At 70.1% G+C, this 12,355-nt stretch carries 11 protein-coding genes; 6 read left to right on the top strand and 5 right to left on the bottom strand.

Going from position 1 to position 12,355, the window contains the following annotated elements:
- Nucleotides 1-72 precede the first annotated feature (72 nt).
- From ACFZAM_RS28460 to ACFZAM_RS28450, 3 genes are all read right to left on the bottom strand, one after another.
- On the bottom strand, nt 73-813 hold the full coding sequence (locus ACFZAM_RS28460; RefSeq protein ID WP_355346516.1) for an ATP-binding cassette domain-containing protein: 741 nt from the start codon (nt 811-813) through the stop codon (nt 73-75).
- Nucleotides 814-1,029: 216 nt separating this feature from the next.
- Nucleotides 1,030-2,421, bottom strand: a complete 1,392-nt coding sequence (locus ACFZAM_RS28455) for an aspartate aminotransferase family protein (protein ID WP_391050334.1) — start codon at nt 2,419-2,421, stop codon at nt 1,030-1,032.
- 2 nt (nt 2,422-2,423) lie between these two features.
- Entirely contained in the window at nt 2,424-2,900 is a 477-nt protein-coding gene (locus tag ACFZAM_RS28450; RefSeq protein WP_355346522.1) for an Lrp/AsnC family transcriptional regulator, read from the bottom strand.
- Between the two features lie 192 nt (nt 2,901-3,092).
- On the opposite strand from ACFZAM_RS28450, the gene ACFZAM_RS28445 reads away from it, so the two are divergent.
- Nucleotides 3,093-4,529 carry an aminobutyraldehyde dehydrogenase gene (locus ACFZAM_RS28445; protein WP_391050333.1) on the top strand — a complete coding sequence of 479 codons (1,437 nt, stop codon included), beginning with the start codon at nt 3,093-3,095 and terminating at the stop codon, nt 4,527-4,529.
- A 48-nt stretch (nt 4,530-4,577) separates the two neighbouring features.
- Here ACFZAM_RS28445 and ACFZAM_RS28440 read toward each other — a convergent pair whose 3' ends face one another.
- Both ACFZAM_RS28440 and ACFZAM_RS28435 read right to left on the bottom strand, forming a co-directional pair.
- Nucleotides 4,578-5,270, bottom strand: coding sequence for a glycerophosphodiester phosphodiesterase family protein (locus ACFZAM_RS28440; RefSeq protein ID WP_391050332.1), 693 nt, complete (start codon nt 5,268-5,270; stop codon nt 4,578-4,580).
- Nucleotides 5,261-6,304, bottom strand: coding sequence for an adenosine deaminase (locus tag ACFZAM_RS28435; protein ID WP_355346531.1), 1,044 nt, complete (start codon nt 6,302-6,304; stop codon nt 5,261-5,263). Before ACFZAM_RS28435 ends, ACFZAM_RS28440 begins: the two co-directional genes overlap by 10 nt.
- A 329-nt stretch (nt 6,305-6,633) precedes the next feature.
- On the opposite strand from ACFZAM_RS28435, the gene ACFZAM_RS28430 reads away from it, so the two are divergent.
- The 5 genes from ACFZAM_RS28430 to ACFZAM_RS28410 are packed head-to-tail and all read left to right on the top strand — an operon-like array spanning nt 6,634 to nt 12,352.
- Nucleotides 6,634-8,148, top strand: coding sequence for an aminobutyraldehyde dehydrogenase (locus ACFZAM_RS28430; protein WP_391050331.1), 1,515 nt, complete (start codon nt 6,634-6,636; stop codon nt 8,146-8,148).
- A 16-nt stretch (nt 8,149-8,164) separates the two neighbouring features.
- Nucleotides 8,165-9,397, top strand: a complete 1,233-nt coding sequence (locus tag ACFZAM_RS28425; RefSeq protein ID WP_391050330.1) for an extracellular solute-binding protein — start codon at nt 8,165-8,167, stop codon at nt 9,395-9,397.
- A 47-nt stretch (nt 9,398-9,444) separates the two neighbouring features.
- Nucleotides 9,445-10,608 (top strand): ABC transporter ATP-binding protein, encoded by a 1,164-nt coding sequence (locus tag ACFZAM_RS28420; RefSeq protein ID WP_188280859.1) that lies wholly within the window; start codon nt 9,445-9,447, stop codon nt 10,606-10,608.
- On the top strand, nt 10,605-11,552 hold the full coding sequence (locus tag ACFZAM_RS28415) for an ABC transporter permease (protein WP_355346541.1): 948 nt from the start codon (nt 10,605-10,607) through the stop codon (nt 11,550-11,552). Before ACFZAM_RS28420 ends, ACFZAM_RS28415 begins: the two co-directional genes overlap by 4 nt.
- A complete protein-coding gene (locus ACFZAM_RS28410) occupies nt 11,552-12,352 on the top strand; it encodes an ABC transporter permease (RefSeq protein ID WP_188280861.1) in 801 nt (266 codons plus the stop codon). Before ACFZAM_RS28415 ends, ACFZAM_RS28410 begins: the two co-directional genes overlap by 1 nt.
- Nucleotides 12,353-12,355 lie beyond the last annotated feature (3 nt).

Raw genomic sequence — 12,355 nt, 5'->3', positions numbered from 1 at the left:
GGGCCATGGCCACGGCACCGGCCCCGCCGAAGCGGGCACCCGTAAGGGCCCGGGCGGTGTGGACAGTCGAGGTCATACGGACGCGGCCCGCGTCGTCGTCGCGGTCGGCTCGGAATCCCGCTCCTGCGCGGGCATCGCGGCGTTGACCCGGCCGTCGAGCAGCGGGATCACGCGGTCCGCGAAGGGCGCGATGTCGTGGTCGCAGGCGCTGAGCACGACGGTGATGCCGTGCGAGCGGGCCGCGCTGGTGAGGGTCCGCATCACCAGGGCGCGGTCGGGACGGTGCAGCGGCGCGCCCGGGTCGTCGGCGAAGACGATCTCCGGGGTGGTGACCAGGGCGCGGGCCACCGCGATCCGCTGCCGCTCGGCCTGGAGGAGTTCGGCCGGGCGCTTGCGGGCGGCGGCCCCGATGTCGAGCCGGTCAAGCCACTCCTGCGCCGCGGCCCTGGCCGCGCGGTACTTGGTGCCGCGCAGCAGCAGCGGCAGCGCCGCGTTCTCCCAGGCCGTCAGCTCGGGCAGCAGTTGCGAGGTGCTGCCGACCCAGCCGAAGCGGTCCCTGCGCAGCTCGTCCCTGGCCGTCTCGGGGAGGGTGTGGACCGGGGCGCTGTTGAACCACACCTCGCCCTCGTCCGGCACCAACTGCCCCGACAGGCAGCGCAGCAGCGTCGACTTGCCCGCGCCCCGCGGACCCACGACGGCCAGGATCTCGCCCTGCCGTACGCCCAGCGACACACCCAGCAGCGCGGGGGACCCGTCGTGCGCGTGGCGCAGCGAACGGGCCCACAACACGTCATTGTCCGGCGGGGCCACCATGCCGTTACCTCCGCGGTTCGCGAACCAATCCCCTCCGGGGAGGTTAGGCGCCGTCAGCCCCCGCGGCCCGCAGGCACGGCGTACGTCCCCCGCGAGCCGCCCGTCCGGGTGACAAGCCCCCGACGCCTGCCTGACGCAGGCGGGTGCCCCAGTTCCCCGCGCCCCCAAAAGAAGCACGGCGATGGCGTCTCACGCCGCGGGAGCGCGCTGGAAGCGTCAGAGCTTGGTCCACGCCTCGGTCAGGACGCCGCGCAGGATGGCCTCGATGTCGTTGAAGAGGGACTGGTCGGAGGTGAGCGGCGGGGCGAGCTGGACGACGGGGTCGCCGCGGTCGTCGGCGCGGCAGTAGAGGCCGGCGGCGTACAGCTCCTTGGAGAGGAAGCCGTACAGGACGCGCTCGGTCTCCTCGTCGGTGAAGGTCTCCTTGGTGGCCTTGTCCTTGACGAGTTCGATGCCGTAGAAGAAGCCGTTGCCGCGGACGTCGCCCACTATGGGCAGGTCGTTGAGCTTCTTGAGGGTGTCGAAGAACGCGCCCTCGTTGTCCAGGACGTGCTGGTTGAGGCCCTCGCGCTCGAAGATGTCGAGGTTGGCGATGCCGACGGCGGCCGAGACGGGGTGGCCGCCGAAGGTGTACCCGTGGAGGAAGGTGTTGTTGCCCTTGTAGAAGGGCTCGGCGAGCCGGTCGGAGATGATGCAGGCGCCGATGGGGGAGTACCCGGAGGTCATGCCCTTGGCGCAGGTGATCATGTCGGGCACGAAGTCGAACTTGTCGCAGGCGAACATCGTGCCGAGCCGCCCGAAGGCGCAGATGACCTCGTCGGAGACGAGCAGGACGTCGTACTGGTCGCAGATCTCGCGGACGCGCCGGAAGTATCCGGGGGGCGGCGGGAAGCAGCCGCCCGCGTTCTGCACCGGCTCCAGGAAGACGGCGGCGACGGTGTCGGGGCCCTCGAAGAGGATCTGCTGCTCGATCTGGTCGGCGGCCCAGCGGCCGAACGCCTCGGGGTCGTCACCGTGGATCGGGGCGCGGTAGATGTTCGTGTTGGGCACCTTGCGCGCGCCGGGGACCAGCGGCTCGAAAGGGGCCTTCAGGGCGGGCAGCCCGGTGATCGACAGGGCGCCCTGCGGGGTGCCGTGGTAGGCGACCGCCCGTGAGATCACCTTGTACTTGGTGTGGTTGCCGGTCAGCTTGTGATACTGCTTCGCGAGCTTCCAGGCCGTCTCGACGGCCTCGCCGCCGCCGGTGGTGAAGAAGACCTTGTTGAGGTCGCCGGGCGCGTAGTGCGCGAGCCGCTCGGCCAGTTCGATCGCCTTGGGGTGCGCGTAGCTCCAGATCGGGAAGAAGGCCAGCTCCTGGGCCTGCTTGTACGCGGTCTCGGCCAGCTCGTGCCTGCCGTGCCCGGCGTTGACCACGAAGAGCCCCGACAGACCGTCGATGTACCGCTTGCCGTGGGCGTCGTAGATGTACGTGCCCTCGCCGCGCACGATGGTCGGCACGGGGGCGTTCTCGTACGACGACATGCGGGTGAAGTGCATCCACAGGTGGTCGTGGGCGGTCCTGGAGGAGTCCGAGGCAGTCGCGGACGGTGCGGGGTTCGTGGAGGTCATGGCTATCTGGTTCCCCAGGTGTAGGTCTGCTTCCGCAGCTTGAGGTAGACGAAGGTCTCGGTGGAGCGGACGCCGGGCAGTGCCCGGATCCGCTTGTTCACCAGGTCCAGCAGGTGGTCGTCGTCCTCGCAGACGATCTCCACCATCAGGTCGAAGGAACCGGCGGTGATGACGACGTAGTCGACCTCGTCCAGCGCGGTCAGGGTCTCGGCGACCGGGTCGATGTCGCCGTCCACGTTGATGCCGACCATCGCCTGCCGCCGGAAGCCCACGGTGAGCGGGTCGGTGACGGCGACGATCTGCATGACGCCCTGGTCGAGCAGCTTCTGTACGCGCTGCCGCACCGCCGCCTCGGACAGGCCCACGGCCTTGCCGATCGTCGCGTACGGACGGCGTCCGTCCTGCTGGAGCTGTTCGATGATCGCGTTCGACACCGCGTCTATCGACGGCGCTCCGCCGTTCTTGTCCCGAGTGGCCACGCGCCCCACTGTGCAGGAGAGGTCGACGGTCGCGCAAGCCCTTCACGATGAAAATCGTCGCCGACGGCCCTCTGTGGTACCGAATCGGTTGTTGAGGGGGGATGGGTGTGTCGAATACGGCAGTCCTGCGGCTAAGCTGGGGAACGTCTCAGCCCGTGGACACCGGACTCGTACGACCAGGGAGCAAGCGCCGTGACCGATCTCCGTACTCTGCGCAATTACATCGACGGAGAGTTCCGCGACGCCGCGGACGGCCGGACCACCGAGGTGGTCAGCCCGGTGACCGGCGACGCGTACGCCACCGCGCCGCTGTCCGGCGCGGCCGACGTGGACGCGGCGATGGCCGCCGCGGCGGCCGCCTTCCCCGCGTGGCGCGACGCCACCCCGTCGGAGCGGCAGAAGGCGCTGCTGAAGATCGCCGACGCGATCGAGGCGCGCGCCGATGAGCTTATCGCGGTGGAGAGCGAGAACACCGGCAAGCCGATCGGACTGACCGCCAGCGAGGAAATCCCGCCGATGGTGGACCAGATCCGCTTCTTCGCGGGCGCCGCGCGCATGCTCGAAGGCCGCTCGGCCGGTGAGTACATGGAGGGCATGACGTCCATCGTGCGGCGCGAGCCGGTCGGCGTCTGCGCGCAGGTCGCGCCCTGGAACTACCCGATGATGATGGCCGTGTGGAAGTTCGCCCCGGCCATCGCGGCGGGCAACACCGTCGTCCTCAAGCCGTCCGACACCACGCCCGCCTCCACCGTGCTGCTCGCCGAGATCCTCGGCGGCATCCTCCCCAAGGGCGTCTTCAACGTCGTCTGCGGCGACCGGGACACCGGCCGGGCGATGGTCGAGCACCCGGTGCCCGCGATGGCCTCCATCACCGGTTCGGTACGCGCGGGCATCGAGGTCGCCGGATCGGCCGCCAAGGACGTCAAGCGGGTCCACCTCGAACTGGGCGGCAAGGCCCCCGTCGTGGTCTTCGAGGACACCGACATCGCCAAGGCCGTCGAGGACATCGCCGTCGCCGGATTCTTCAACGCCGGGCAGGACTGCACCGCGGCCACCCGCGTCCTGGTCCAGGAGTCGATCCACGCGGAGTTCACCGCGGCCCTCGCCAAGGCCGCCGCCGAGACCAGGACCGGCCTGCCGGACGACGAGGACGTGCTGTACGGGCCGCTGAACAACGCCAACCAGCTCGCCCAGGTCAGCGGCTTCATCGAGCGGCTGCCCGCGCACGCCAAGGTCGAGACCGGCGGCCACCGGGTCGGCGAGCGCGGCTACTTCTACGCGCCGACCGTCGTGTCCGGGCTGCGGCAGGACGACGAGATCATCCAGCGCGAGGTCTTCGGCCCCGTCATCACCGTCCAGTCCTTCACCGACGAGGAGCAGGCCGTCGCCTGGGCCAACGGCGTGGACTACGCGCTGGCCTCCTCGGTGTGGACCAAGGACCACGGGCGCGCCATGCGGATGTCCAAGCGGCTGGACTTCGGCTGCGTGTGGATCAACACCCACATCCCGCTGGTCGCCGAGATGCCGCACGGCGGCTTCAAGCGGTCCGGCTACGGCAAGGACCTGTCGGGCTACGGCTTCGAGGACTACACGCGGATCAAGCACGTGATGACCTCGCTGGACGGCTGAGCCGGCCGTCCGGCCTCCCCCGCGGGCGGGCCCGCGGGGGAGGGGCGGTCAGGCGCGGCGCCGCAGCAGCCGCTGCAAGGCGTCCAGCCGGTTCGTGGTGATCGCGTCCACGCCCAAGTCGAGCAGCCGGGTCATGTTGCGCTGCCAGTCCGCCGTCCACGCGCCGACCAGCAGCCCGTTGTCCGCGGCCCACCGCACGGTCGTGGCGTCGATCAGCCCGAAGCGCAGATTGATCCACCGCGGCTTCAGCTCGTCCAGCAGCGAGCGCGGCGGCGGGGCCACCGTCGTCCACGTCATGGCGATCTCCGCCGACGCGTCCAGGTCGCGCACCGTCAGCATCGCGCCGAGCCCGCCGCAGTAGTAGACGCGGTCGCCGACGCCCGCCTCCGCCACCGCGGCCATGGTCGCCTTCACCTGGCCGACCGAGGTCAGGTCCAGCATCATCCGGCCGCCGCCGGGGTGCCGCAGCAACTCGGCGAAGGTGTCCGCCAGGGTGGGCACACGGCCGTCGGTGAGGTCCACGACGTCGTTCAGCGACAGGTCGCCGACCGCCTCCGGCACCTTCCACAGCCGCTCCAGCGTCTCGTCGTGCAGCAGCACGGGCACGCCGTCGGCGGTCAGCTTCACGTCGACCTCCACCGCGCCCGCGCCCTTGAGCAGCGCCGACCGCACGGAGGGCAGGGTGTTCTCGCGCTCGTGGTACGGGTCGCCCCGGTGGGAGACCGCGACGGTCACCGCCACGCCGCCGTGTACGCGTCGATCTCGGCGGCCAGCGCCCGCTTGCCCGCCGGGTCGAGGAAGGAGACCTCGACGGCGTTCTTGGCGAGCGCCGCGACCCCGGTGTGGTCCAGCTCCAGCAGCCGGGCGGCGACCGCGTACTCGGTGTTGAGGTCGGTGCCGAACATCGGCGGGTCGTCGCTGTTGACCGTCACCAGCACGCCCGCGTCGATCATCTCCCTGATCGGGTGCTGGTCGATCTCGGTGACCGCGCGGGTGGCGATGTTGGAGGTGGGGCAGACCTCCAGCGGGATGCGCTGCTCCGCGAGGTGATCGAGCAGCCGCCGGTCGCGTACCGCGCTGGTGCCGTGGCCGATGCGCTCCGCACCCAGTTCGTTGATCGCGTCCCAGATCGTCTCGGGGCCCGTCGTCTCGCCCGCGTGCGGCACGCTGTGCAGACCGGCGGCGCGCGCCCGGTCGAAGTACGGCTTGAACTGCGGCCTCGGCACGCCCAGTTCCGGGCCGCCCAGACCGAAGGAGACCAGGCCCTCGGGGCGCAGGTCGAGCGCCAGGTGCGTGGTCTGCTCGGCGGACTCAAGGCCCGCCTCGCCGGGGATGTCGAAGCACCAGCGCAGGGTCACGCCCAGCTCGGACTCCGCGGCCTTGCGCGCGTCCTCGATGGCCTCCATGAACGCCTGCTCGTGGATGCCCCGCCGGGTCGAGCTGAACGGGGTGACGGTCAGCTCCGCGTAGCGGATGTTCTGCCGCGCCATGTCCCTGGCCACCTCGAAGGTGAGCAGCCGTACGTCCTCGGCGTCCCTGATCAGGTCGACCACCGACAGGTAGACCTGGATGAAGTGCGCGAAGTCCTTGAAGGTGAAGAAGTCGGCGAGGGCCGCGGGGTCGGCGGGGACCGCGGAGTCCGGGTGCCGGGCGGCCAGTTCCGCGACGATCCGCGGTGACGCGGACCCGACGTGGTGGACATGCAACTCGGCTTTCGGAAGTCCGGCGATGAAGGTGTCGAGGCCGGAGCCGAAGCCGGGCGCGGTGTCGGGCATGCGGGGTCCTCCCAGGGGTCCGATCGGTGCGGTTCATCGTAAACGGCACCGGGAAACGGCGCTGGGACGGCGGGCGGCGACGCCGTGACGGCGGGCGGGGACGCCGTGACGGCGGGCGGGGACGGCCGACGTCGCACCATGGCCCCCTGACGTCCCCCGGTCACGCCGCCGGGGATCGCCGCGACGGCCGGATTCACACAGAATTCGTCGCGTAACCAAAAGGCAACAACGGAATCACTTGTTGAAGGACAGCTCCTCTGCCAGGATCGGCGATCAATCCAGAGTTTGGCCACGCCGCCAGGAGTGGGCGCGGAGGCGAGGAGAACGTGATGGACCACGTGACGGACGTGGCGAAACGGTTCGCGGGCGGAGCCCAGTACATCGACGGCCGCCCGCGAACCGGCGGCAGCGGCGACACGCACTCCGTCGTGGACCCGGCGACGGGCCGCACGGTGTGGACGTACGCCACCGCGGGACCCGCCGACGTGGACGCCGCCGTCGCCGCCGCGAAGGCCGCGCTGCCCGGCTGGGCGGCCACCGCGCCCGGCGAGCGCTCCGCCGCGCTGCACCGGCTGTCCGCCGCCCTCGACGCGCGCGCCGACGAACTGGCCCGCGCCGAAACCCTCCAGTGCGGCAAGCCGATCAAGCTCAGCACCGAATTCGACGTGCCGGGCACCGTGGACAACGCCGCGTTCTTCGCCGGGGCCGCCCGCCACCTGGAGGGCAAGGCGGCAGGCGAGTACAGCCCGGACCACACCTCGTACGTGCGCCGCGAGCCGGTCGGCGTCATCGGTTCCGTCGCCCCCTGGAACTACCCGCTCCAGATGGCCGGGTGGAAGATCCTCCCGGCGGTCGCGGCGGGCAACACCATCGTGCTCAAGCCGTCGGAGCTGACCCCGCTGACCGCCCTGATGTTCGCCGAGGCCGCCACCGAGGCCGGAATCCCGGACGGCGTGCTCAACATCGTCACCGGCACGGGGCAGGGCGCGGGCGAACACCTGGTCACCCACCCCGACGTCGCCATGACGTCCTTCACCGGCTCCACCGCCGTCGGCACCCGGATCGCCCGGCTCACCGCGGGCACCGTCAAGCGCCTGCACCTCGAACTCGGCGGCAAGGCCCCCTTCGTGGTCTTCGACGACGCCGACCTCGACGCGGCCGTGCACGGCGCGGTCGCCGCCGCCCTGATCAACAGCGGCCAGGACTGCACCGCCGCCACCCGCGCCTACGTCCAGCGCCCGCTGTACGACGCCTTCGTGACCGCCGTCGCCGACCTGATGGCCACCGTACGGCTCGGCGACCCCGCCGACCCGGCCACCGACCTCGGCCCCCTCATCTCCTTCGCGCACCGCGACCGCGTCGCGGCCGTCGTCGAGCGGGCCCGTACGTACGCCACCGTCGTCACCGGCGGCGCGGCGCCCGGCGGCGGGCTCGCGGCGGGCGCGTACTACCGGCCCACGCTGCTCACCGGCGCGCCGCAGCACAGCGAGGCCGTCCAGCAGGAGATCTTCGGCCCGGTACTGGCGGTGCTGCCGTTCGACAGCGACGATCAGGGCCTGGCGTACGCCAACGACACCCCGTACGGCCTGGCCGCCTCCGCCTGGACCCGCGATGTCTACCGGGCCGGGCGGGCCGCGCGGGAGATCACCGCGGGCTGCGTCTGGATCAACGACCACATCCCGATCGTCAGCGAGATGCCGCACGGCGGAGCGAAGTCCTCGGGCTTCGGCAAGGACATGTCCACGTACTCCTTCGAGGAGTACACGCAGGTCAAGCACGTGATGTTCGACAACACCGCGGTGGCGCGCAAGGACTGGCACCGCACCGTCTTCGGAGACCGATAGCGGAAGGGCACCACCCATGGAGCAGTACGAGACCCTGTCCCCGCCGGTGCGCGCGGCGATACTCCGCAGCATGACCGGCGGGCGCGGCGCCCTCGGCCGCCGGACGCTGCTGCGCGCCGCGGGGCTGGGCACCGTCGCCACGGCGGGACTGACGGCATGCGGCATCCCGGCCGCGGGCCGCAAGGGCGACACCACGGCGTCGACCGACCACTCGGCGCAGGAGAAGGTCGTGAACTTCTCCAACTGGGACCAGTACATCGACGTCACCGACGACGGCAAGCACCGCCCGAGCCTCGACCAGTTCACCAAGGCCACCGGCATCAAGGTCGACTACACCGAGGACATCAACGACAACGTCGAGTTCTTCGGCAAGATCAAGCCGCAACTGTCCGCGGGCCAGGACACCGGCCGCGACCTGATGGTGCTCACCGACTGGCTCGCGGGCCGGATGATCCGGCTCGGCTGGGTCCAGAAGCTCGACCCCTCGAACCTGCCGCACGCCTTCGCCAACCTGGAACAGCGCTTCCGCAGCCCCGACTGGGACCCCGGCCGCGCCTACTCCTACCCCTGGGCCGGCATCCCCACCTGCATCGCCTACAACAAGAAGGTCACCAAGGGCCGCAAGGTCACCTCGGTGTCGCAACTGCTGGACGACCCCGCGCTCAAGGGCAAGGCCGCCATGCTCTCCGAGATGCGCGACACCGTCGGGATGACGCTGCTCGACATGGGCAAGAAGCCGGAGACCGTCACCGACGACGAGTACGACGCCGCGCTCAACCGCATCCAGGGCGCGGTGGACAAGGGGCAGATCCGCAAGTTCACCGGCGGCGAGTACACCGACGGCCTCAGCAAGGGCGACATCGCCGCCTGTATCGCCTGGGCCGGTGACCTGGTGCAGCTCAGGCTCGACGACCCGAACATCGAGTACTCCTTCCCGGCCGCCGGTTACATGACCTCCACGGACAATCTGCTGATCCCCGCCAAGGCGCGGCACAAGACCAACGCCGAGCGGCTGATCGACTGGTACTACCAGCCGCGGATCGCAGCCGAACTGGCCGCCTACACCACCTATGTGTCACCGGTGATGGGCGTCCGCGAGGAACTGGCCAAGATCGATCCGTCGCTCGCCACCAACCCGCTGATCATCCCGAACGCCCAGATGAACGCCACGTCGCACGCCTTCCGCTCGCTCAGCGAGGACGAGGACACCCGGTACGAGGCGAAGTTCTCCAAGCTCACCGGCGCCTGACCGGCGCTCCAGCAGCCCGCACTCCCCGACGACTTCCGGGACACCTCATGACGACCCCCAAGACCCCGGCCGACGACGCCGTCAGCCTCACCGGGATCAGCAAGACCTACGGCTCCTTCACCGCCGTCCACCCGCTGGACCTCGCCGTGCCCGCCGGTTCCTTCTTCGCTCTGCTCGGCGCCTCCGGATGCGGCAAGACCACCACCTTGCGCATGATCGCGGGCCTGGAGGACCCCTCCTCCGGCTCCGTACGCCTCGGCGGCCAGGACGTCACCGCCCTGCCGCCGTACAAGCGCCCGGTCAACACCGTCTTCCAGAACTACGCGCTCTTCCCGCACCTCGACGTCTACGAGAACGTCGCCTTCGGACTGCGCCGCCGCGGCATCAAATCCGTCAAGAAGCAGGTCGGCGACATGCTGGACCTCGTCCAGCTCGGCGCGCTCGCCCGCCGCAAGCCGCACCAGCTCTCCGGCGGCCAGCAGCAGCGCGTCGCCGTGGCCCGCGCGCTGATCAACCAGCCGCAGGTGCTGCTGCTCGACGAACCGCTCGGCGCGCTCGACCTCAAGCTGCGCCGCCAGATGCAGCTCGAACTCAAGCGCATCCAGACCGAGGTGGGCATCACCTTCATCCACGTCACCCACGACCAGGAGGAGGCGATGACGATGGCCGACACCGTCGCGGTGATGAACGCCGGACGCGTCGAGCAGATGGGCGCGCCCGCCGACCTCTACGAGAACCCCGCCTCCACCTTCGTCGCCAACTTCCTCGGCACCTCCAACCTCATCGAGACCGAGGTGACCGGCGTCAGCGGCGGCGAACTCCAGCTCACCGCCGCCGGACAGAAGCTCACCCTGCCCGCCGCCCGATGTCGCGTCGACGTGACGACCGGCGGCCGGGTGCTGGCCGGGGTCCGCCCCGAGAAGATCACCCTGGCGCACAGCGACGACGAGCACGAGATAGCCGAGAGTCGCAACCGGGTGCGCGGCCGGATCGTCGACTCCAGCTTCATCGGCGTCTCCACGCAGTACGTCATCGACAGCCCGGTCTGCCCGGAGCTGGAGGTCTTCGTGCCCAACGTGGAACGCGACGGCCGCCTGGTGCCCGGCGCGCCCGTCGTCCTGCACTGGAACCCCGAGCACACCTTCGGCCTCGACGCCGACCAGGACATCGACGCCGGTACCGACACCGACGAGGGGGAGGCCGCCGCATGAGCGCAGCGACCGCGCCCGTCACCGGGCCGCCGGCGCCGGCCGAGGCGGCCCCGCTGCCCGCCGCCCTGAAGAGGGCCGCCCGCAGACGGCGGCGCATCCCGTATCTGCTGCTGCTCGCGGGCGTCGCCTGGCTGCTGGTCTTCTTCGTGGCCCCGATGGTCTACCAGGCGTCGACCTCGGTGCAGACCGGCTCGCTCGACGACGGCTTCAAGGTGACCTGGCACTTCGCCACGTACTGGGACGCCTTCCACGAGTACTGGCCGCAGTTCGTGAAGTCGCTGGTCTACTCCGGCATCGCCACCGTGCTGTGCCTGGGCATCGGCTACCCGCTGGCGTACACCATCGCCTTCCGGGCCGGACGCTGGCGCAATCTGGTGCTGATCCTGGTGATCGCGCCCTTCTTCACCAGCTTCCTGATCCGCACCCTGGCGTGGGAGACGATCCTCGCCGACCAGAGCCCGCTGGTGTCGTTCCTGAACCACATCCACCTGCTGGACGTCACGTCCGCGCTCGGCATCACCGAGGGCAACCGGGTGATGGCCACCCCGCTGGCGGTGGTCTGCGGCCTCACGTACAACTTCCTGCCGTTCATGATCCTGCCGCTCTACACGTCCCTGGAGCGGGTCGACGGCAAGCTGCACGAGGCGGCGGGCGACCTGTACGCGACCCCGTTCACCACCTTCCGCAAGGTGACCTTCCCGCTGTCCATGCCGGGCGTGGTGGCCGGCACCCTGCTCACCTTCATCCCGGCCTCCGGCGACTACATCAACGCCGAGTTGCTGGGCTCCACCAACCAGAAGATGATCGGCAGCGTCATCCAGTCGCAGTTCCTGCGGGTGCTGGACTACCCGACGGCCGCCGCCCTGTCGTTCATCCTCATGGCGGTCATCCTGGCGATCGTCATGGTCTACGTCCGCCGCGCGGGAACGGAGGAACTGGTCTGATGCGTCCGATCCGCTGGCTGCGCAAGAACCTCGTGGTGATCGCCGGGGTGCTCACCCTGACGTACCTGATCGTGCCCAACCTCGTGGTGCTGCTCTTCTCCTTCAACAAGCCCAACGGCCGCTACAACTACACCTGGACGCGGTTCTCCACCGACGCCTGGCAGCACCCCTGCGACGTCGCGGGCATGTGCGACTCCCTCACGCTCAGCCTGAAGCTGGCCGTCTACTCGACCATCGGCGCCACCGTGCTCGGCACGATGACCGCCTTCGCGCTGGCCCGCTACCGCTTCAGGGGTCGCGCCACCACCAACATGCTGATCTTCCTGCCGATGGCAATGCCCGAGGTCGTGATGGGCGCCTCGCTGGGCACCCTCTTCCTCAACATGCGCATCCAGTTCGGCTTCTGGACCATCCTCATCGCGCACATCATGTTCTGCCTGAGCTTCGTCGTCGTCGCCGTCAAGGCCCGCGTGATGAGCATGGACCCCCGTCTGGAGCAGGCCGCGCAGGATCTCTACGCCACCCCGACGCAGACGTTCCTGCGGATCACGCTGCCGCTGGCCGCGCCCGGTATCGCGGCGGGCGCCCTGCTGTCCTTCGCGCTCTCCTTCGACGACTACATCATCACCAGCTTCAACGCGGGCAACACCGTCACCTTCCCGATGTTCGTGTGGGGCTCCGCGCAGCGCGGCACACCCGTCCAGGTCAATGTGATCGGTACGGCGATGTTCGTCATCGCGGTGCTGCTCGTACTGGCCGGGCAGCTTCTCGGCAGCAGCCGCAGGAGGGCGCGCACCTGACCC

It is taken from the genome of Streptomyces sp. NPDC008079 (genome assembly GCF_042957385.1).
Classification (GTDB): Bacteria; Actinomycetota; Actinomycetes; order Streptomycetales; family Streptomycetaceae; genus Actinacidiphila.
The sequence above is the reverse complement of the archived record's forward strand: the minus strand, read 5'-3'. Positions and strand labels throughout refer to the sequence as shown.

Bases quoted from the DNA above. Each gene is read 5' to 3' on its own strand.
- ACFZAM_RS28430 (WP_391050331.1), top strand. From the start codon at position 6,634: ATGGACCACGTGACGGACGTGGCGAAACGGTTCGCGGGCGGAGCCCAG.
- ACFZAM_RS28425 (WP_391050330.1), top strand. From the start codon at position 8,165: ATGGAGCAGTACGAGACCCTGTCCCCGCCGGTGCGCGCGGCGATACTC.
- ACFZAM_RS28415 (WP_355346541.1), top strand. From the start codon at position 10,605: ATGAGCGCAGCGACCGCGCCCGTCACCGGGCCGCCGGCGCCGGCCGAG.
- ACFZAM_RS28460 (WP_355346516.1), bottom strand. From the start codon at position 813: ATGGTGGCCCCGCCGGACAATGACGTGTTGTGGGCCCGTTCGCTGCGC.
- ACFZAM_RS28410 (WP_188280861.1), top strand. From the start codon at position 11,552: ATGCGTCCGATCCGCTGGCTGCGCAAGAACCTCGTGGTGATCGCCGGG.
- ACFZAM_RS28435 (WP_355346531.1), bottom strand. From the start codon at position 6,304: ATGCCCGACACCGCGCCCGGCTTCGGCTCCGGCCTCGACACCTTCATC.
- ACFZAM_RS28420 (WP_188280859.1), top strand. From the start codon at position 9,445: ATGACGACCCCCAAGACCCCGGCCGACGACGCCGTCAGCCTCACCGGG.
- ACFZAM_RS28455 (WP_391050334.1), bottom strand. From the start codon at position 2,421: ATGACCTCCACGAACCCCGCACCGTCCGCGACTGCCTCGGACTCCTCC.